This is a genomic window from Pseudalkalibacillus hwajinpoensis (assembly GCF_015234585.1).
Lineage (GTDB): Bacteria > Bacillota > Bacilli > Bacillales > Guptibacillaceae > Guptibacillus > Guptibacillus hwajinpoensis_B.
Genome location: NZ_JADFCM010000008.1, coordinates 1,009,206 through 1,028,475, shown reverse-complemented (window position 1 = coordinate 1,028,475; position 19,270 = coordinate 1,009,206). Strand labels below are relative to the sequence as shown.

Below are 19,270 nucleotides of genomic sequence, written 5' to 3'. Positions count from 1 at the left end.
TCAGTCTTTCTATCGTTCATGTTAGACAATCTTATTAGAAGACTGTGTAAGCCCTGATCATTATGTTGTATCACGATTACCCCTCCAGGTTACTCACATGCTGTTAAACAAAATGTAATTCAATCTTCACATCTTGCTATTAAAACTCGCTAACAGCTATGGTAAGATAATGTTGGTTTTGTGAAAGGAAGCAGTATCCGCAATCCTTATCCATTATAAACGAATCTAATTGTTTTGTATACGTCGTTTCATAATGGGAGCTCATCCTTTCATTCGTGCAAAGATGTGCTTGCCTCTTCACACATTCATTGTACTATGATTTACACACAATTAGATAAGAAGGTGTTATTTGTGAATAAATTGTTGAAATTATTCGGGATTATTACGTCACTTGGAATGCTTCTCGTACTCTTAATGGGTGCAGTTGTAACGAAAACAGGGTCGGGTGATGGCTGTGGGAACTCCTGGCCTTTATGCTATGGAAAGGTTCTACCTGAAGCACCGGAGATAGAAACGATCATCGAGGTCAGTCATCGGATCGTTTCAGCAGCCCTCGGTCTGCTCGTGATTATTCTTGCCATATGGGCTTGGAGAAAAATCGGACACATTCGAGAAACAAAGTTTTTAGCGATTGCTTCAGTCTTCTTAATCGTGTTTCAAGGTTTGTTAGGCGCTGCCGCTGTTGTATGGGGCCAATCAGATATTATTCTTGCTTCGCATTTTGGTTTCTCACTCGCTAGTTTTGCGAGTGTTGTTCTGCTAACTATTCTCGTTTTTGAAGCTTCTGGGAATAAAAGAACGCCTCATGTTCCTAAACGTATTCGTTTTCATTTATACGCGATTACAATCTATTCATATATTGTCGTTTATACAGGAGCACTCGTACGCCATACGGGCGCCAGTATGGCCTGTGACAAAGTTCCGTTTTGTAGCGATGGTCAGCTGCTCGCATTCTCTGGACCACAGGGGATCCAGATGTTACACCGAACGGCAGCCGTACTCATCTTTGTATGGTTACTATACATTCTCATCATAGGGTTACGAGAGTTCAAAAACAAAGGGACGATGCGAACTGGTATTATTTTAGCTTTTGTATTCATTTGTTTACAGGCGTTGAGCGGTATTCTGGTAGTCGTTTCAAACCTGAATTTATTTCTCGCGCTTTTCCACGGACTCTTTATATCTGGTTTATTTACAGTTCTTCTCTACCTTGTTATGCTTTCACTACGAAGTGGCAGGCAATAGAAAAAAGCTGCGCAATTTTGCGCAGCTTTTTCTTATTCATTCATTTCTAGCAATAAGTCTCCCGATTCAATTCCCTCTCCATTAGCCACATGAATATGTTCCACTGTGCCACTACGAGGTGCCTGGACGGTTGTCTCCATTTTCATCGCTTCTGTGATCATGAGGTGATCACCTTTGTTTACTCTTTCTCCTTTTTCAACGAGAACTTTAATGACAGTTCCCGGCATCGTTGCTCCAATATGATTTGGATTAGTGCGATCCGCTTTTGGTTTAGCCGCAATTGCCGTTTTGATATTTTCGTCTTTAATCACAACTTCACGCGGCTGACCATTTAATTCGAAGTAAAGGGTGCGCTTGCCTTCTAGATTAGGCTCTCCAACCGAGACGAGCTTGACGATAAGCGTTTTACCCTGTTCGATCTCGACATCAACTTCTTCTCCAAGTCGCATGCCATAAAGGAAAGTTGGTGTATCTAGAACGGATACATCCCCAAACATCTCTTGAACCTCTGCATACTCTAGATAGACTTTCGGGTAAAGAGCATAAGAGATTAGATCATGGCTAGTTACTTGACGATTCAATTTGTGATAAAGTGTTTCCTTTAAGTCCGTAAAGTTAACGGGTTCTAGAAGCTCTCCAGGTCTTGAAGTAATCGGCTCTCTACCTTTAAGAATAATTTGCTGAAGTTCTTTAGGAAAGCCCTGATACGGCTGGCCAAGGTATCCCTGGAAGAGTTCTACAACTGAATCAGGAAAATCTAGAGATTCTCCACGCTCATACACATCATCTTCTGTTAAATTATTTTGAACCATATAAAGAGCCATATCTCCTACAACCTTAGAAGAAGGCGTCACCTTTACAATGTCTCCAAACATTTCATTAACTCTTCGATACATGCGTTTCACATCATCCCAGCGTTCTCCAAGACCGACGCCTTTTGCCTGTTGTTGAAGATTACTATACTGCCCACCAGGCATTTCGTGCTCATATACTTCGGTGTGTGGAGCGGTCATACCACTTTCAAATCCACTATAGTATTTACGTGTATCTTCCCAGTAATGAGACAATTCTTCTAACGCTTTAATACTAATATCCGGCTGTCGCTCTGAACCATCCATTGCATAATACAAAGAATTGGCACTTGGCTGAGAAGTTAAGCCAGCCATAGAACTTACGGCTACGTCTACAATATCTACACCAGCCTCAATGGCTTTCGCGTATGTATAGATCCCGTTACCGCTCGTATCGTGCGTATGAAGATGAATAGGTATAGAGACAGTTTCTTTTAACGTTGAAATAAGTTCATATGCCGCTTGAGGCTTGAGTAACCCTGCCATATCCTTAATTCCTAAAATATGAGCACCAGCGTCTTCAAGTTCTTTTGCGAGCTGTTGATAATAATCAAGGTTATACTTCGACTTATCCGGATTTGAGATGTCACCTGTGTAGCAAATTGATGCCTCAGCAATTTTTCCTGTTTGACGAACCGCTTCAATCGCTTTTGTCATGCCGTCCACCCAGTTCAAGCTATCAAATATCCTAAACACATCAATTCCGGCGTCAGCAGACTTCTGAACAAATTCTCGAATGAGATTATCTGGATAATTCTTATATCCTACTGCGTTTGATGCTCGTAACAACATCTGGAACATCACATTTGGCACTTGCTCTCTAAGCTTAATTAAGCGATCCCACGGATCTTCTTTTAAGTATCGTAATGAGACATCGAAGGTAGCCCCGCCCCACATTTCCATTGAGAACAGTTCGGGTAGCATGCGGGCAGTCGGCTCTGCAATATGCAATAAATCAGTCGTTCTCATTCTTGTCGCAAGAAGAGATTGATGACCGTCCCGGAATGTCGTGTCGGTAAGTAACGTTTTCTTCTGTTCTTTCACCCATTTAACAAGACCATCTGCACCTTGTTCATCAAGAATTTGTTTCGTTCCTTTTGGTATAGGCTCACTGTATTTTAAATGCGGTACTCTACGTTTCGTAAACGCAGGTTTTTTCTTTGTATCAAGACCCGGGAAACCGTTAACTGTAATGTTCCCGATGTATGAAAGCATTTTTGTTCCACGATCTTTTCGCTTTGGAAACACAAATAGCTCTGGTGATGAATCGATGAAAGATGTATTATATTCCCCTGATCGGAAGTTCGCGTGTTTCATTACATTTTCAAGGAAAGCAATATTCGTTTTAATTCCTCTAATACGGAATTCTTTCAAGTTTCTGACCATTTTAGATGAGGCTTGGTCAAAATTCAGCGCCCATGTTGATAGCTTCACAAGAAGTGAATCGTAATAAGGAGTAATGACAGCACCTTGATAAGCATTCCCTGCGTCAAGACGAACGCCGAATCCGCCACCCGATCTGTACGCCATTAGCTTCCCTGTATCAGGCATAAAATTATTTTCCGGATCTTCCGTCGTTACACGACATTGAATAGCGTACCCGTGACAGTCAATGTCATCTTGTTTCGGTATACCGAGTCGATCACCATGAATGTGTTCACCCTCAGCAATCATAATTTGAGATTGAACAATATCGATTCCCGTGATCATTTCTGTAATGGTATGTTCCACCTGAACTCGAGGGTTTACTTCAATAAAATAGAATTCCCCCTCTTGGTTAACAAGAAATTCAACAGTACCTGCATTGACATACTGTACGTTTTCCATCAATTTCACTGCAGCTTCACAAATTTCCTGTCTTGAATCCTGTGTAAGTGAAACACTTGGTGCTACCTCGACAACTTTCTGGTGACGACGCTGCACCGAGCAGTCTCTCTCATAGAGGTGAATGGTATTACCATGCTTATCTCCAAGAATTTGAACTTCGATATGCTTCGGATTTTCTACAAATTTCTCCACATAAATTTCATCGCGCCCAAAGGCTGCTTTTGCTTCAGATTTAGCACGATCATAAGACTCCGCCAAAGATTCTTCACTTCGGACGATTCGCATGCCTCTTCCGCCGCCTCCTAGGGCAGCTTTAATCATAAGAGGATACCCATTCTCATCCGCAAACGCCTTAACCTCATCAAGTCCTTCTACAGGTCCATCCGTTCCTGGAATGACCGGAAGCCCTGCTAATATGGCTTGTTTTCTAGCCTCTACCTTATCTCCGAACATTCGTAAATGGTCAAGTTCAGGTCCGATGAAAATGAGACCTTCCTCCCGACAACGTTTAGCAAACTGAAGATTCTCAGAAAGGAAGCCGTAACCAGGGTGAATCGCATCAATGTCGTTCGCCTTCGCAATCTCGATAATCCCCTCGATATCTAAATAAGCATCAATCGGCTTTTTATCCTCTCCGACAAGGTAAGCTTCATCTGCTTTATAACGATGGTACGATCCGCTATCTTCTTTAGAATAAATAGCTACGGTTCGAATGTTCAATTCGGTACAAGCACGAAAAATTCGAATGGCGATTTCACCACGGTTAGCAACTAAAATTTTTGATATAGCTGGCATATAATTTCCTCCTTATACTAAAGCTCCATTTGAATCGTATTATCCTTTTTAACGTAACCTTCTTTCTGCTCTTTCCTTATATTCACAAAAGCAGAAACGTTCACTAGTATCCCCATTGATATCATCAGCAAAATTAATGAAGACCCACCGTAACTGATAAACGGAAGTGGGACACCTGTTACTGGTAACCAGCCTGTTATTGCACCAAGGTTGACGGCTGTTTGTACACCAATCATACCAGCAATGCCTATAGCTAGTAAGCTACCAAATGTATCCTTACAGCGAATACCTATAACAAATCCTTTAAATACGATATAACCTAACAAACCTACTACAAATACAACACCGAGTAATCCTAACTCTTCGGCCACAATGGCCATAATGAAATCGGTATGTGGTTCAGGTAAAAACCCGTATTTTTGAATACTCTGGCCAAACCCCTGACCAGTAATTCCACCTGATGCTATAGCGATATAAGAATTAATTAAATGGAAACCACTGTCTTCTGGGTCCGAAAATGGATCATAAGCTCCAGTAAATCTTGATGCCTGTTCAGGTGAGAGCGTCATCCACGCTAGAGCGAAGACAATCCCACCAATGACGATAAGCCCCAAGATGTGTCTCCACTTCATGCCAGAACAAACAATGACAATACCTGAAGTTAATGCGATAATCATTGCCGTCCCAAGATCTGGCTGTGAAGCAACTAACGCGAAAATCAATCCAATGACCATTAAAGGAGGCATTGCCCCTCTTACAAAGTTAGAAATATAGGCTTGTTTTTTGGAGTAAATAGCCGCAAGGTAAATGATTAACCCTAGTTTAACGAATTCAGAAGGCTGAAAACTAAACGAGCCGATTTCAATCCAACTTTGTGCATTGTTCGTCGTGGATCCGATCAATTTTACGAGCAGTAGTGACAAAACAGAGAGTCCTAGAATAGGAACGATAAATTTCCTATAAGCCTTATATGGAAAGACCATCGCTAGTAGAAACATTACGAGAGATGCCGCTAACCAGATGATTTGTCTGTTGAAGAAGTAAGCACTGTTTGCTTCATGTCGCATCACAGCCCATACCATACTTGCACTGTAAACCATAACGAGCCCAAACCCGCACAAAAGTAATACACTAATGATTAGAGAGTAATCATAATGCTTAAATAATTTTTTAATCATAAACGTCATCCTACCTATTTATTTTCTATTAAGAAGTTTGCATCAGCTCACTGTTAACTTCATAATCACTTGTTGGTTTATTCGCCTTTTGGAAACTAAAAAGTATTGGTGGTGTTGAAGGATTCCCGTGGCCAGACCCCAGATTGCTTAACTTTCAATCAGAACACGCATCTTGTGTTCTAGTTCAAGAGCTCCAATATCTCCGTTTCTAAACGCTCGTCTCCGCTTTTCGGTGTCTAGCTGCAGTGGGCAGGGTCTCGATCGCTTCACCCATTCGAATGAGACATAAAGCGTCTCACTCGCATGGCCTCCAACATCCTGCGGATTTAGACGAGCCCGCTCCGCTTTTCTTTTGTCCAGCTATGACTCGCAGAAACTGCGATATTTCACTCTTTCACCAGAACACAAAGGACGTGTTCTAGTTCAAGAGCTCCAATATCTCCGTTTCTAAACGCTCGTCTCCGCTTTTCGAAGTATGTATAGGTTTCGATGGGATTTGGGTGAAACCTGCTGTCCTTTTGAAATTAAGTTTTATTGAGAAGGACTTTTAATATGGTCCATCCGTCTGATTCTTTCCCGAGAATTTTGAATGGGATCAGATTGGTTATTCCTAGCCAGAGGTTAAAGAAAAGAACCCAGGCTATGATGGATGGGTGGAATGGCAGAATGAGAGCGAGTGCGGCGACGATAAGATTCATGAGTGGACCAGCTATGGCAATGGCTAGTTTCCCATAGGCTTTATCAGGTTGTGAGCTGATGGTCATTCCTCCAGCGAAATAAATAGCATTAACGGCTACTTCTCCTCTCGGGTGTCTCCATGTAAAGATTCTTGGACCTATGCCCAGGTGTAGTTTCACACCAGCTTTCGTAAAAACATTGGCTGCCACTGTGTGGCCCGCCTCATGAAGTAATAAACTGATGGGAGATATAACAAGGATCACCATGAGCAAATCATACATTCGTATCTACTCCTAAAATCTTCTGAATTCTTTTACGGCCTATTCGTATTCTATCATATTTTCTTCTTGCTACTATCACTTAATGCGGAACTGCAAAGTGAATAAGTCAAAAAGTTTATGTGTGACAAAGAAAACTAAAAATAAACAAAAAGCTCAAACTATCATTGATAGTTTGAGCTTTCATTATTTCCTCATACTAGCTTCATGAAGAGCCGAAAGCTGACGCTCAAGTGATTCAAGCAATTCTTTGCCATCCTCTTCATTTACTAATCCAAGACGAACCGCGAAGTCAATTTCGCGAGATAAACCAAACATCTGCGTATCAAGAACCTCTTCATACAGAGGACACTGAGGCATCGTCAAATTCTCCATTTGAACTTCGATAAGTTTTAGGATCTTATGCGCATCGGCTTTTAACAGCTCGTATGCTTTTTCACGATGTCCTGTTGCCATACCAGTTGACAAATCTGATCCCTCCGTTCCCTTTCCCATTCCTTCTATTATCATAAAAGGAATGCCACAAAATTGCAAGAAAAAGCAGGGTAAACGCGGATGTGTTTAGAAAATACTTAGTCCATATTGTGAAGAAAGATTCTCAAGAAGTTTGTTTCCAGCAATACTATTGCCTTTTGCATCAAGTGGTGGACTATAAACACCAATTCCCATTTCATTTGGAACAAGGCTTAAAATCCCACCTGAGACACCACTTTTGGCAGGAATGGCCACGTTAATCGCAAACTCACCAGATGCATTGTACATGCCGCATGTGACCATAAACGTTTTCACGATTCTCGCTATATATCTTGGAATAATCCTTCTTTCCGTTTCAGGGTCTTTTCCTTCATTAGCTAGAACCATCCCTATTCTAGCAAGATCTTTACAGTTCACTTCAATTGCACACTGTTTTGTATAAGCTTCAAGAAGCATTTCTACATTATCATCAATAATGCCGTGCTGCTTCATGAAATAACTTAATGCTCGGTTTAAATTCGCCGATTCATATTCCGAATCCGCTACTTCGGTATTAATTCCAATGCTAGAGTTGTTCGTCATATCATGAATTAATTGCAGTATGCGCCCAACTTTTTCCTCTACTGAACTACCATGAATCATATTTGTAACAACTAATGCACCCGCATTAATCATTGGATTAAGTGGTTTTGAGGGCACCATCGTCTCAAGTTTGGCAATTGAATTAAATGGATCTCCCGTAGGCTCCATTCCTACCCTTGAGAAAACATGCTCCTCTCCTGAGTCCATAATTGCTAAGGCTAGTGTTAGAACTTTAGAGATACTTTGAAGGGTAAACGTTTCGCCTACATCTCCGGCTGATAAACATCCGTCTTCCTTGGAGTAGATTGCAATTGCTAGCTTATCTGGATCGGATTTTGCAAGGGCTGGAATATAATCTGCCACTTTTCCATCTTTCGTAAATGGCTTGCTTTTCCTAACTAGTTCCACTAATTCTTCTTCTGTACGACATCTCATCTTAAATCCTCCCGCTCGGAACAAATTGACTCTCACCATACTGTTCCCCAAATGTGACAAATGCAAGCATAACCGGTATACTTGGTTTGCAAAAGATTTTGATTGTGGGGTGTACTAGATGGAGACGATTTTACCTATTAAGGGGAAAGTCAATTATTCCATTACTTTAGACGCAAGCGTATGGATATTTGATGATCGTAAGATTGAATTAGAGGAATTTTTGAAATTTGATGGTTCAAGCGAAAAGAATGAGAACGATTACATCCGTACTCAGGCTGAACGCTTTGAAAGAGAGCTTACAGGAATTAAACCTCCTGTTAACAAAAGTATCAAAAGGTTTGAGAAAGAACGCATTCTAACAGGAAGTTTCGTTATCCCACTTAAACCATTTTTATCTAATGCTGATCCTACTAACGATAGCGAGAAGGTTCAGCTAGATTTTAAAGATGGCTCTAAGCAGAGTATGACGATGGATGAAGCCATGAACGGCTTTCTTCGCTTTTCCCAAGATGGAAAGCCGCTCAGAGAAGATGGCCCTACCCATTTCTATTTCGGGGATGGCTCGAACGCTTCCGAACCATTTAAATACGTTTCAGGTATAACTGTCATCTAAAGTAGATCAGCTGCAATGCGGGCAAGCAGAGAACGTTCACCTTTCTCGAGCTTAACATGTCCGCTAAGCGGCTGGTCTTTAAATTTTTCGACAACATAAGTGAGTCCATTTGTGTATTCATCAAGATAAGGATGATCAATTTGCTGTGGATCACCGAGGAGAACAATTTTACTTCCCTCACCAACCCTTGTTAAGATCGTTTTCACTTCATGCTTGGTTAAATTTTGTGCTTCATCTATTATAATATATTGATCAGGTAAACTTCTTCCACGAATGTACGTTAATGCTTCTACTTGAATGGAACCGATTCCCGAGAGGATCTTTTCAAGCTCCCCCGTCTTTTTAACATTAAACAGATATTCTAGATTATCAAATATAGGCTGCATCCACGGACGTAACTTTTCTTCTTTCTCCCCTGGCAGAAATCCAATATCTTTTCCAACTGGAACAATCGGTCTCGCAATAAAAAGTTTTTTGTAGCGATTTAAATCTTCTGTTTGCATTAATCCAGCCGCCATTGCTAAAAGCGTTTTTCCTGTTCCTGCTTTTCCTACAAGTGTTACAAGTGGGATGTCGCTACGAACAAGCAAATCTAGCGCCATTCTTTGCTGTACATTCCTCGGACCTATTCCCCACATATATTCCGTTTCCATCGCTGTCTTTTCAACTTTTTTACAATTCTTATCTACTTTGCCAATTCCGGATGACGAGGCTTGAACCGGGTCTTTTAAGATGACGTATTGATTGGGATAAAGCGGTCTTCCTTTTAACAATTTGGCGTCAATATAATGCTTCTCAAAAAACTGATTGAGCACCTCTGAATCAACATACCTTTCTTCATATCCTGTATAAATCTGATTAAATTCAACAACTCTGTCGCTTAAAAAATCCTCCGCTTGTATGCCCATTGCATCCGCTTTAACACGTACCAAAGCATCTTTACTAACAAGAATCACTGTTCGACCAGACTTTAATTTCCCTTCTTCTAAAAACAAATTCAATGCGACCGCCAGAATTCTGTTATCGTTTGTTTTCTCAACAAATTTATCCTGTAAGTATTGAAAAGATCGATGGTTCAGTTCGATTCGAAGCGTCCCGCCGTTTTCAAGAGGAATCGACTCATGAAGCTTTCCGCGTTCTCGAAAACCATCAATCATGCGTGATACTTGCCTTGCGTTCCTGCCTATTTCATCCATATACCTTTTCTTTGAATCCACTTCTTCTAACACCACAGCTGGAATGACAATTTCATTCGTCTCAAACGAATAAATCGCATTTGGATCCTGGAGTAACACGTTAGTATCTAGGACGTAAACCTTATCCAACACTTCGCCTCCTGACCAAATTTAAGTTGCTCTAACAGGTACGAAAAACAGTTGGGACTATCTACGTTTTCTATAATCTATGAACTAGTGTATAAAGTTAGACGGTTATTCAGAAAATAATTAACAAACTGTAGGAATTTATTATAAATCGCTTATTACGGAGGTAATCGATATGATTAAGATTCGATGGAGTCTCATCGTGATTTGTCTACTTGCTGCATGTCAGGCAAATGATGATCCTGTTGCTACAAATAAGGAAAAAACGGAGCGAGTTCAATATGTCAAACAGTCCGTAAAAACACCAGAGAATAAAAACTTATCAGCTACAGATATTGCGGAAAATCTTGTTACTATCGCTAAACAAGTACCTGATGTGAACGATGCTACAGCTATTGTTACTGGAAAATATGCAGTAGTCGGTATTGATGTAAACCAAAAGCTCGATCGTTCTCGTGTTAGCTCCATCAAATATACAGTAGCCGAAGCACTTCAAAAAGATCCATATGGAGCAAATGCAGTGATTACAGCTGATGCCGACACTACTTATCGATTGAAGCAAATGGCGACCGAAATTAAACGAGGGCATCCAATCGGAGGCGTAATGGAAGAGCTTGCTGATATTGTCGGAAGACTAATGCCTGAAGTGCCTAGTAAAACGAACAAATCTGAACCTGATCCCGTTCGCTCAAATGATAAACAAATACCCGCAAAAGAAGAAAAACAATTGAAACAGCAGCAGGAGAAACAAGACTTAGATAAATAATTCTTCGGCTATTACAAATATCTAATAAAACAAACTAACCGACCCCAACGGGTCGGTTAATTTGTTTCGGTGGATTTTTTTAGTTGAGCCATGACGGAGCGATCTAATTTTGCAGCTGCTTCAGGATCATACGTTTTTTCATAGACAGGTTCAACGGACATTTTCGCACCATAAAACATCACATCTCGCACTTCTTTAATCTGAAGCTTAAACATCGTAAGCTTCAGCGGAACGTCCTGCATCCTCTCCTCCGCTAATGAAGCTCTACCGGTAATCGCATAGGTACTTTCGTTTCCAATTAGCGTAATCGAAACATGATCATTGGTCTGAATATTTGTCACAATTCTCGATTTCTGATCCACAGCGAATACGATTGTTTCACGATTGACAGCGTATAACCAGGAGATAGCGCTAATATTTGGTCCTGTCGTTTCATGATCAATCGTTGAAAGAAGCGCATATTGTTCCCTCTTAAGTAACGTTAAAAGATCATTCGTTAAAGTTTGGTCTACTTTATTTGGCATGATATTCCCTCCATTTTATTACCTGTTATCTAACGCATTATACTGCAAAGGATACCGTTATTCATGCTATACTAGCAACATGGAATGAGAGGTGTAAAAGATGCGAGTAAAATGTGTATTATGTGATAAAATCGAAAAAATCGATAGCGGGAGTCCGCTTGCTAAAAAACTACGCAACAGACCGATCCATACCTATATGTGTGACACATGTAATGAACGAATTGAGACGCGAACAAAAGAACGTAAAGATACTGGGGAATTTAAATTATTCCACCAGGATGAATCGAACGATGAGTGGTAAAATAAAGCTTGGTTTACTGGCTGGAACGATTTCTGGGATTGCCCTCGGACTAATATTAAAAGTTATTCAATTCACTACTGGCAAACTCGTTTATACGCTCCTTCTAAACATTGATTTCATACCGATTATTGGGAACATAAACTGGCCAGAACTTATTGAATTTGTTTTTCATCTTATTATTTCCCTTATCATCGGTGTTGTTTTCAGTTTAGGGAGCTCAAGATTTTTCTCTAATAAGAAAGTATATCAGGCGATCTTTGCTTACGTATTAACTCTACCAACCGTTTTTCTCTATTTTCCTTTAACATACCTTGCTATTAAGCCCACTCCGGATCTCTTTGACCTCGTCGCGATTGGATACTGGACAACAGGGCACTTAATCTATGCAGCGATCTTGTTTGGTGTTTATGCCCTTAATGAGAAATAGCTCTGTGTTAAGAAAGACGTGCTTTCAGCACGTCTTTTCTCATTCATTGATTATACTTTGGTTCATTTTCAATCGAGGATAACAGCGCTTCAATTAATTCAGATGGAAATTTCTTCGAATCGCTTTTCCCATCCTTCACATAATAAACGACGTAGTATTCCTCAGTCACTTCCACAGATAAGTCCGCCACATTATGATCTTCTGTTAAGATGTCCATAAAAAAACTGCACGTATCTTGCGCTGCCTGATCATCCTTTCGATAATCAGCGACAACTTTAATACTAAGCCAATTATACATCGTATCCTGAAGATTCAAAGTGTCCCTCCACCTTATGACATTACGCTTCTTTTTTCTTCGCTTGATTGAGTCGCACCTTATAAATAATTAATACGACAGCAGAAGCTACTAATCCTTCAGCAACCGGCAAACCGATTCCAAAAAAGGTTAGCGGAAAACATCCAATAACAAGAACAGCGTATACGATAACGTTTTTTAGCAGAGGAAGTTTTTTGGCAAAGCCAAGACGATAGACAACAATACAAAGGATAACGATGATCGCATATAGCAAATAAAACCCCAGGGTCATATTATCTTCAATGCCAACCAACTTAGCGAAAAATGATAAATCTTCCGATGCAATGGTAGGTTCCGTATTCATTTATTCACCCCCGGTATAAAAGCATAATAAAACAAACCATAAATAAAAGTAAACGATTTCTTCTCTTTTTTTAAAAAAAGCTATGTTAATAAAGGTTTCACTCAAATAAGCCCAAAATCGAGAATCAACAGTAAAACCTAACATAGCTTTTAAAAACCCCATACATAAGAGGGAAGATTGCTAAACAATAAAAAAACGATCCAAAAGGGATGCCCCTTTTGAATCGCATTAGACACCCTTATTGGGCTGTTTTTTTCTTTTTAGCGTTCTTTTCACGTTCGTTCTTATCAAGGATTTTCTTACGAAGACGGATTGAATCCGGTGTTACTTCGCAATACTCATCATCGTTCAAATACTCAAGCGCTTCTTCAAGAGTTAGAACGCGAGGCTTCTTCATGGAAACCGTTTGGTCTTTGTTGGCAGAACGCATATTCGTCATCTGCTTCACTTTAACGATGTTAACCGTGATGTCATTCTCACGAGTGTGTTCCCCAACGATCATTCCTTCGTAAACTTCAGTACCTGGAGCTACGAAAATTGTACCGCGGTCTTCAACACCCATAATACCGTACTCTGATGCTTTTCCTTTTTCCATTGAAACAAGAACACCAGCACGACGTCCACCTACACGACCGCTAATAAGAGGCATATACGTTTCAAATGTATGGTTAATAATACCATATCCGCGTGTTTGTGTTAGGAACTCAGTTGAGTAACCAATCAAACCACGAGCAGGAACCATGAATTCAAGGCGAACTTGGCCTGAACCGTTGTTTACCATGTTAACCATTTCACCTTTACGCTCACCAAGTGATTCCATTACAGAACCAGTGTAGTCTTCAGGTACGTCGATTTGAACGCGTTCAACAGGCTCACTTGCAACGCCGTCTACTTCACGAACGATAACTTCAGGTTTTGAAACTTGAAGCTCATATCCTTCACGACGCATGTTCTCAATTAGGATTGAAAGGTGAAGCTCACCACGTCCTGAGACAACCCATGCATCTGGAGAATCTGTATTTTCAACGCGAAGACTTACGTCAGTTTCAAGCTGAGCTCTAAGACGCTCTTCAATTTTACGACTTGTAATGTATTTACCTTCTTTACCAGCAAAAGGACTATTGTTTACAAGGAACGTCATCTGAAGAGTAGGCTCATCAATACGAAGAATAGGAAGTGCTTCCTGATGATCGTAAGGACAAACTGTTTCACCTACGTTGATTTCTTCCATACCAGAAACCGCTACAAGGTCGCCAGCTTTCGCTTCTTCGATCTCAGTACGCTTCAATCCAATGAAACCAAAGAGCTTAGTCACTCTAAATTGCTTCACTGTTCCATCGACCTTCATCAGGGCTACCTGTTGGCCAACCTTCATTGTTCCTCTGAACACACGACCAATTCCAATTCTTCCAAGATAGTCGTTGTAATCAAGAAGTGTAATTTGGAATTGAAGAGGCTCGTCACTGTTATCTAGAGGTGCAGGAATGTTATCAATAATTGTGTTCATAAGAACTTTCATATCGTCATCCTGTACTTCAGGATCAAGACTAGCTGTACCGTTGATTGCTGAAGCATAAACCACTGGGAAGTCTAGCTGATCTTCGTCCGCGCCAAGATCAATAAATAAATCAACGACTTCATCCACAACTTCTTCAGGACGTGCTGCAGGACGGTCAATTTTGTTAAGAACTACAATTGGTGTAAGCTTCTGCTCAAGAGCCTTCTTAAGCACGAAACGTGTCTGTGGCATACAGCCTTCATAAGCGTCAACAACTAGAAGAACGCCATCTACCATTTTCATGATACGTTCAACTTCACCACCGAAGTCGGCATGTCCAGGTGTATCCATGATGTTGATTCGTTTGTCTTCATAGTTAATTGCCGTATTTTTAGCAAGGATCGTGATCCCGCGTTCTCTCTCAAGGTCGTTCGAATCCATCGCACGTTCGCTTACTTGCTCGTTATCACGAAACGTTCCAGACTGGTGTAGCATTTGGTCTACCAACGTCGTTTTGCCGTGGTCAACGTGGGCAATGATTGCGATGTTACGAATATCTTCTCTTATTGCCATTAATTATTCTCTCCTCGTATTCTCGCCTTATTTCTGACGATAAACTCAATAACTAGACCATTATAACACAGATATCGCTTTACGCGAAATTTCTCTTCTTTCACCAGCAACATGGTTATTGTACACTAGTACTATAAAGGGGGCTTTCTACATGAACAAGCATAATTTCCTTTTACTCTTAATGGCCATTCTAGCGGTTGCAAGCATGTGTGCAATCGGCGTATCTATAGCTGAACAAAGCTGGATCGGCGGGCTTCTTTCATTTATCGGAGTAGGTTTCTTTATGGGAATGGGCTTTCGTATTAAACGTAAAGCAGAACTATAAGATCACATGAAAAGAGCTGTTCAAATAGAACAGCTCTTTTATCTATTCACCTTTTCACCCATTTGGGTGGACCAAAATTAAATATTTTTTCCCCTCTTCTTCAATTCCGTATTGCTCGAATCCACACTTACCTAAAAAAAGACTCCATTCGTTCAGGTCATAAGGAATACCTGAAAAAACAACATCGTTTTTTTCACCTAATAAGGTGCGAATAACGCTACAACCAATACCCGACTTACGCTTCATAGGATGAACGACAATTGTCCCTAACCATGATTTTTGATTAGACGGTGCATCGTCAAGAACGGCCGTAATCGCTACCGGTAGATCGCCGTAGAACCATACATTAAACTCGCAGCCCATTCCTTCATATGTTTGTATGTATGAAATCATATCTTCGAATAATGGGATTCGACCAAATTCTGCAAGAAGCCATGTTTCGTCTTCTTGCGTCCACTCAAAAAGAAGTTCAGCAATATTTTCTTGAGATACAGGAGCTGTTAACAACCTCATCTTGAAGAAGGAGTTCTTAAGTAATAATTTTGATCAAGCGCAGGCTGAATGTATTCTTTTTGAACCTCAGTATGGAATAATTCGGTACCAGCAAAAATTGTATTCTTATCAAGTAAATCAATCTCTTTGTTATCAACTGTTGTACATATCCCTCCGCCTTCCTCAATTAACATTTTACCAGCAGCAAAATCCCACGGAGCAAGTCGCAGGGAAACATACCCATCAAGTCGACCGGCGGCTACGTACGCCAATTCAATAGCTGCACTGCCATAAGAACGTGTTCCACGGATTTTTTTTAGAAGAGGTGAGAACGTGCGAGGGTCTATTCGATGATTTTCTGTTACCCAGGTCGCGTTTATAGCTAGAAGGGACTCTGAAAGGTTAGTCGTTTTCAACGGTTTGATTTTCTCATCGTTTAAATAAACTCCTGAACCTTTTTTACAATGATACAGCTCGTCCTTCGTTACATCATAAATAAACGCCAGTTTCCCTACTCCCTCTTCGTATATCCCGATCGATATAGCGAAATTAGTTTGTTGGTGAACGAAATTCATCGTTCCATCAATAGGATCTAAAAACCAAATAACGCCGTTCAACTGTTCTATATTATCACCAAAACCTTCTTCGCCCATGATTCGATGACTTGGATAAGCTTCCTTAATTTTTTCAATAAAAAACTTCTCCGTTTGTTTATCAATGTCCGTTACGAGATCATTTGGATTGCTTTTAGTATCAATCTTAAAGGAAGTTCTGAAGGAACCCATGATCTCTTGACCCGCTTCTCGTATCCATCTGATTGCATCTTCATATACATTGTCCCAGTTTGTGTGCTGTGTCATGGTTCGATCTCCTTTTGCCTTAATTTTCTTTCTACCTCTTATTATGACAGGAAAAGAAGAAAAAACGAACCTTTTTGCAAGGTTCGCTTCATTAAGCTTCTAATCTGACCATTTCTTTTCGAAGCTCCTCTAGCTTCACTTTACATCTTTTCATTTCATCCTGATCACTAGCCGTCATTGCATCGTGTAGTGTTGCCAGCTCATAGTCAATTTCCATTCTCAGCACCGGGATCCGCTTCTCTGCCTCGTTTCTTTGCAATGACTGAATCACTTGTTTCATGGTAACCTACACCCCTCTCAAATTCGATTAAGCAGTCATAGTCATCAGATCCGGCTATAAGACGGAATATTCTGATATTTCTGCTTTGATTAATTTATCTTATGCTTTACCTGTCGACTATGCAACCTCTTTATTTGTTTCTATTTTTCCTCTTTTTCGCACATTTCAAACCTATCATGACACACCAATCGTCATTTTATATGCAAATGTTCGGTCTATGTTACTATAAGAATATAAATTTTTTGTCGTATTGGAGGATAATATGTCTTTTAAAGGATTTACTCAAACTGATTTTCAATCATTCGAAATTGATGGACTTGAGGCTCGAATGGAAGCAATACAAGAGCGTATTCAACCAAAATTCGCTGCCATTAGCGAGGAAGTTAAAAGCGATCTTGAGATTCTTGCTGGAAATGAGATGCACCTTCACATTGCTCGTCATGCAAGACGAACGAAGAATCCTCCCGTTGATACATGGATGGCGTTTTCGCATAACAAACGCGGGTACAAAATGCATCCTCACTTTCAAATCGGGCTTTTTGATGATCATGTCTTTGTATGGCTTGCATACATTTACGAGCTTCCAGGAAAGCCACAAATGGCTTCCTTATTTTTAGATCACTTAAATGAACTAAAGAAAGATATTCCAACTTCATATTGGATCTCTACTGACCACACTAAGAAAAAGGCAAGCCACCCCATCAAGGATAGTGATCTCGATAAAGTACTTACCCGCTTTAGACATGTAAAAAAGGGCGAATTTCTAGTTGGCCGTCATTTTGCCAGTGACGACCCGTTATTGAATGATGGAGAGAAATTTATTAAAGAGGTCAAACAAACTTTTGAGACCTTAATGCCTATCTATCAACTTTCACTTCAAGCCACAAAATAAACCAGGGGAATATCCCCTGGTTTTTATTTATTCATTTTTACTTTATCGCGTTCTGTTTCTCTTGCTTCTTTTACAACATGATAAGTTGAAAATCCTGTCTCTTTATCAAACTGTCTAAAGATTTGTTTTTCCTCTGATTTAGAGGGAACGACATCTTTAAATGCATGATAGCTACTAATCAATTCGCCCTTATGCACCCCTCTGTCATATGTTTGCTCAATTAATTGGAAAAAGTTCACAACTTTGATGACTTCTTCTTTACTCCAATCAATTGAAATAGGGTATTGTACTTCCATGTTCAATCTCCTTTCTAACTTTACCATTTTAATCGAATTTCGTTTGCTTGTTTATCCATACGATCAAATAACTCCGCTACTGAAGGAACATCATTGATCGCTCCCATAACCTGACCTGCCCAAGCAAAGCCTTCCTCTTCTTTTCCATCATATATAAATTTCCTGTTTGCTTCACCGCTTATGTATTCTTTAAGAAGGTCATATCCTCCCTGATTTGCTTCAATTTGTGAAATCTCTTGAGCAAACACATTCCTAATAACTCTTGCAGGTGCTCCAATACTACGCTTAATAATCATAGTATCCGTTTCAGACCCTTGAAGCAAACGACGCTTGTAAACATCATGAGCATGGGTACATTCTTTTGTAGCAATAAATCGTGTACCCATTTCAATTCCCTCAGCGCCAAGTGCGAGAGAAGCCATTAGCGCTCGTCCATCACCTATTCCCCCTGAAGCAATAACCGGAATAGACACAGCATCAACTACTTGAGGAACGAGTACCATCGTACCAATATCATCCTTTCCAAGATGTCCTCCACCTTCTTGCCCGACAACCATTACGGCAGTAGCTCCTAACTCTTCTGCTTTTACTGCTTGTCTTTTACTAGCAGTCAAAACAAGAACTTTCACATTCGTTCCTTTTACCATATCAAATACCGGCTTAGGGTTTCCACCAGTAACCGAAATGATCTCCACTCCTTTGTGAATGGCTGCTTCAAGCATATGCTCAAAGGGTCTTCCGTGTTGACCAATCGCAAAGTTCACTCCAAATGGCTTATCGGTGAGACTTTTAGTAAGGTCGATTTCTTCTTTAAGCTGTGTTGCTGACTCCATAGACATAGCTGTGAGCTGCCCTAATCCTCCTGCGTTGCTAACAGCAGAAGCTAACTCGTGATATGCAAGATAGGCGAGCCCCCCTTGAATGATTGGTCTTTCGATACCTAACAACCGAGTAATTCGCGTATTCCACTTCATCATGAATCCTCTCCTTATGATAACCAATTTCGAGAGTTAGAAGTGATCTCCTCTTTTCTATTCAAGGAACGATGCTTTCTTATATAGTTGATCTATGTGACTTTCAGGAGGAGCATGGGATTAAA

22 protein-coding genes are annotated in these 19,270 nt (G+C 40.4%); 7 read left to right on the top strand and 15 right to left on the bottom strand.

What is annotated here, in order from left to right:
- The first annotated feature begins 351 nt into the window (after window positions 1-351).
- A complete protein-coding gene (locus IQ283_RS17025; RefSeq protein WP_371017480.1) occupies window positions 352-1,245 on the top strand; it encodes a COX15/CtaA family protein in 894 nt (297 codons plus the stop codon).
- 32 nt (window positions 1,246-1,277) lie between these two features.
- On the opposite strand, the gene pyc is transcribed toward IQ283_RS17025, so the two are convergent.
- The 5 genes from pyc to glsA form a co-directional block, all read right to left on the bottom strand.
- Window positions 1,278-4,718: a pyruvate carboxylase gene (pyc, locus tag IQ283_RS17020; RefSeq protein WP_194221296.1), complete on the bottom strand. Its 3,441-nt coding sequence runs from the start codon at window positions 4,716-4,718 to the stop codon at window positions 1,278-1,280.
- Between the two features lie 17 nt (window positions 4,719-4,735).
- On the bottom strand, window positions 4,736-5,896 hold the full coding sequence (gene ftsW, locus IQ283_RS17015; protein ID WP_194221295.1) for a putative lipid II flippase FtsW: 1,161 nt from the start codon (window positions 5,894-5,896) through the stop codon (window positions 4,736-4,738).
- A gap of 524 nt (window positions 5,897-6,420) precedes the next feature.
- The gene (locus IQ283_RS17010) at window positions 6,421-6,855 is read right to left on the bottom strand and encodes a site-2 protease family protein (protein ID WP_194221294.1); all 435 of its coding nucleotides are present in this window, start codon (window positions 6,853-6,855) and stop codon (window positions 6,421-6,423) included.
- A gap of 183 nt (window positions 6,856-7,038) precedes the next feature.
- Window positions 7,039-7,308 (bottom strand): YlaN family protein, encoded by a 270-nt coding sequence (locus tag IQ283_RS17005; RefSeq protein ID WP_098445722.1) that lies wholly within the window; start codon window positions 7,306-7,308, stop codon window positions 7,039-7,041.
- A gap of 105 nt (window positions 7,309-7,413) precedes the next feature.
- A complete protein-coding gene (gene glsA / locus IQ283_RS17000; protein ID WP_194221292.1) occupies window positions 7,414-8,343 on the bottom strand; it encodes a glutaminase A in 930 nt (309 codons plus the stop codon).
- 118 nt (window positions 8,344-8,461) lie between these two features.
- Here glsA and IQ283_RS16995 point away from each other — a divergent pair, with 118 nt between their 5' ends.
- The gene (locus IQ283_RS16995; protein ID WP_194221291.1) at window positions 8,462-8,956 is read left to right on the top strand and encodes a peptidyl-prolyl cis-trans isomerase; all 495 of its coding nucleotides are present in this window, start codon (window positions 8,462-8,464) and stop codon (window positions 8,954-8,956) included.
- Here IQ283_RS16995 and IQ283_RS16990 read toward each other — a convergent pair.
- On the bottom strand, window positions 8,953-10,281 hold the full coding sequence (locus IQ283_RS16990) for a PhoH family protein (RefSeq protein ID WP_194221290.1): 1,329 nt from the start codon (window positions 10,279-10,281) through the stop codon (window positions 8,953-8,955). The genes IQ283_RS16995 and IQ283_RS16990 overlap by 4 nt on opposite strands.
- A 172-nt stretch (window positions 10,282-10,453) precedes the next feature.
- Here IQ283_RS16990 and IQ283_RS16985 point away from each other — a divergent pair, with 172 nt between their 5' ends.
- On the top strand, window positions 10,454-11,044 hold the full coding sequence (locus IQ283_RS16985; RefSeq protein WP_194221289.1) for a YhcN/YlaJ family sporulation lipoprotein: 591 nt from the start codon (window positions 10,454-10,456) through the stop codon (window positions 11,042-11,044).
- A gap of 56 nt (window positions 11,045-11,100) precedes the next feature.
- On the opposite strand, the gene IQ283_RS16980 is transcribed toward IQ283_RS16985, so the two are convergent.
- Entirely contained in the window at window positions 11,101-11,568 is a 468-nt protein-coding gene (locus IQ283_RS16980) for a pyridoxamine 5'-phosphate oxidase family protein (RefSeq protein ID WP_194221288.1), read from the bottom strand.
- Between the two features lie 100 nt (window positions 11,569-11,668).
- Between IQ283_RS16980 and IQ283_RS16975 the strand changes: the two genes are divergently transcribed.
- Window positions 11,669-11,869, top strand: coding sequence for a YlaI family protein (locus IQ283_RS16975; protein WP_194221287.1), 201 nt, complete (start codon window positions 11,669-11,671; stop codon window positions 11,867-11,869).
- Window positions 11,859-12,296 (top strand): hypothetical protein, encoded by a 438-nt coding sequence (locus IQ283_RS16970; RefSeq protein WP_194221286.1) that lies wholly within the window; start codon window positions 11,859-11,861, stop codon window positions 12,294-12,296. Before IQ283_RS16975 ends, IQ283_RS16970 begins: the two co-directional genes overlap by 11 nt.
- A gap of 43 nt (window positions 12,297-12,339) precedes the next feature.
- Here the strand turns inward: IQ283_RS16970 and IQ283_RS16965 are convergent, their stop codons facing one another.
- The 3 genes from IQ283_RS16965 to typA all read right to left on the bottom strand — a co-directional run bounded on the left by IQ283_RS16965 (window position 12,340) and on the right by typA (window position 15,026).
- On the bottom strand, window positions 12,340-12,612 hold the full coding sequence (locus tag IQ283_RS16965) for a hypothetical protein (RefSeq protein WP_242057376.1): 273 nt from the start codon (window positions 12,610-12,612) through the stop codon (window positions 12,340-12,342).
- A gap of 22 nt (window positions 12,613-12,634) precedes the next feature.
- Window positions 12,635-12,955, bottom strand: coding sequence for a YlaH-like family protein (locus IQ283_RS16960; protein WP_194221285.1), 321 nt, complete (start codon window positions 12,953-12,955; stop codon window positions 12,635-12,637).
- A 238-nt stretch (window positions 12,956-13,193) separates the two neighbouring features.
- Window positions 13,194-15,026 carry a translational GTPase TypA gene (gene typA, locus IQ283_RS16955; protein ID WP_194221284.1) on the bottom strand — a complete coding sequence of 611 codons (1,833 nt, stop codon included), beginning with the start codon at window positions 15,024-15,026 and terminating at the stop codon, window positions 13,194-13,196.
- 151 nt (window positions 15,027-15,177) lie between these two features.
- Here typA and IQ283_RS16950 point away from each other — a divergent pair, with 151 nt between their 5' ends.
- Window positions 15,178-15,351 (top strand): DUF5325 family protein, encoded by a 174-nt coding sequence (locus tag IQ283_RS16950; RefSeq protein ID WP_194221283.1) that lies wholly within the window; start codon window positions 15,178-15,180, stop codon window positions 15,349-15,351.
- A gap of 54 nt (window positions 15,352-15,405) precedes the next feature.
- Here IQ283_RS16950 and IQ283_RS16945 read toward each other — a convergent pair whose 3' ends face one another.
- The 3 genes from IQ283_RS16945 to IQ283_RS16935 form a co-directional block, all read right to left on the bottom strand.
- A complete protein-coding gene (locus tag IQ283_RS16945; protein WP_206759487.1) occupies window positions 15,406-15,858 on the bottom strand; it encodes a hypothetical protein in 453 nt (150 codons plus the stop codon).
- Between the two features lie 2 nt (window positions 15,859-15,860).
- Complete coding sequence (locus tag IQ283_RS16940) at window positions 15,861-16,703, bottom strand: inositol monophosphatase family protein (protein WP_194221281.1); 843 nt, start codon at window positions 16,701-16,703, stop codon at window positions 15,861-15,863.
- A gap of 91 nt (window positions 16,704-16,794) precedes the next feature.
- Window positions 16,795-16,983 (bottom strand): hypothetical protein, encoded by a 189-nt coding sequence (locus IQ283_RS16935; RefSeq protein WP_194221280.1) that lies wholly within the window; start codon window positions 16,981-16,983, stop codon window positions 16,795-16,797.
- A gap of 262 nt (window positions 16,984-17,245) precedes the next feature.
- Between IQ283_RS16935 and IQ283_RS16930 the strand changes: the two genes are divergently transcribed.
- Window positions 17,246-17,875: a YktB family protein gene (locus IQ283_RS16930; protein ID WP_194221279.1), complete on the top strand. Its 630-nt coding sequence runs from the start codon at window positions 17,246-17,248 to the stop codon at window positions 17,873-17,875.
- A 23-nt stretch (window positions 17,876-17,898) separates the two neighbouring features.
- Here the strand turns inward: IQ283_RS16930 and IQ283_RS16925 are convergent, their stop codons facing one another.
- Window positions 17,899-18,171, bottom strand: a complete 273-nt coding sequence (locus IQ283_RS16925) for a UPF0223 family protein (RefSeq protein WP_194221278.1) — start codon at window positions 18,169-18,171, stop codon at window positions 17,899-17,901.
- A gap of 20 nt (window positions 18,172-18,191) precedes the next feature.
- A complete protein-coding gene (locus IQ283_RS16920; RefSeq protein WP_194222281.1) occupies window positions 18,192-19,145 on the bottom strand; it encodes an NAD(P)H-dependent flavin oxidoreductase in 954 nt (317 codons plus the stop codon).
- Window positions 19,146-19,270 lie beyond the last annotated feature (125 nt).

Bases quoted from the DNA above. Each gene is read 5' to 3' on its own strand.
- pyc (WP_194221296.1), bottom strand. From the start codon at position 4,718: ATGCCAGCTATATCAAAAATTTTAGTTGCTAACCGTGGTGAAATCGCC.
- ftsW (WP_194221295.1), bottom strand. From the start codon at position 5,896: ATGATTAAAAAATTATTTAAGCATTATGATTACTCTCTAATCATTAGT.
- IQ283_RS17010 (WP_194221294.1), bottom strand. From the start codon at position 6,855: ATGTATGATTTGCTCATGGTGATCCTTGTTATATCTCCCATCAGTTTA.
- IQ283_RS17005 (WP_098445722.1), bottom strand. From the start codon at position 7,308: ATGGCAACAGGACATCGTGAAAAAGCATACGAGCTGTTAAAAGCCGAT.
- glsA (WP_194221292.1), bottom strand. From the start codon at position 8,343: ATGAGATGTCGTACAGAAGAAGAATTAGTGGAACTAGTTAGGAAAAGC.
- IQ283_RS16995 (WP_194221291.1), top strand. From the start codon at position 8,462: ATGGAGACGATTTTACCTATTAAGGGGAAAGTCAATTATTCCATTACT.
- IQ283_RS16985 (WP_194221289.1), top strand. From the start codon at position 10,454: ATGATTAAGATTCGATGGAGTCTCATCGTGATTTGTCTACTTGCTGCA.
- IQ283_RS16980 (WP_194221288.1), bottom strand. From the start codon at position 11,568: ATGCCAAATAAAGTAGACCAAACTTTAACGAATGATCTTTTAACGTTA.
- IQ283_RS16975 (WP_194221287.1), top strand. From the start codon at position 11,669: ATGCGAGTAAAATGTGTATTATGTGATAAAATCGAAAAAATCGATAGC.
- IQ283_RS16970 (WP_194221286.1), top strand. From the start codon at position 11,859: ATGAGTGGTAAAATAAAGCTTGGTTTACTGGCTGGAACGATTTCTGGG.
- IQ283_RS16960 (WP_194221285.1), bottom strand. From the start codon at position 12,955: ATGAATACGGAACCTACCATTGCATCGGAAGATTTATCATTTTTCGCT.
- typA (WP_194221284.1), bottom strand. From the start codon at position 15,026: ATGGCAATAAGAGAAGATATTCGTAACATCGCAATCATTGCCCACGTT.
- IQ283_RS16950 (WP_194221283.1), top strand. From the start codon at position 15,178: ATGAACAAGCATAATTTCCTTTTACTCTTAATGGCCATTCTAGCGGTT.
- IQ283_RS16940 (WP_194221281.1), bottom strand. From the start codon at position 16,703: ATGACACAGCACACAAACTGGGACAATGTATATGAAGATGCAATCAGA.
- IQ283_RS16935 (WP_194221280.1), bottom strand. From the start codon at position 16,983: ATGAAACAAGTGATTCAGTCATTGCAAAGAAACGAGGCAGAGAAGCGG.
- IQ283_RS16930 (WP_194221279.1), top strand. From the start codon at position 17,246: ATGTCTTTTAAAGGATTTACTCAAACTGATTTTCAATCATTCGAAATT.
- IQ283_RS16925 (WP_194221278.1), bottom strand. From the start codon at position 18,171: ATGGAAGTACAATACCCTATTTCAATTGATTGGAGTAAAGAAGAAGTC.
- IQ283_RS16920 (WP_194222281.1), bottom strand. From the start codon at position 19,145: ATGAAGTGGAATACGCGAATTACTCGGTTGTTAGGTATCGAAAGACCA.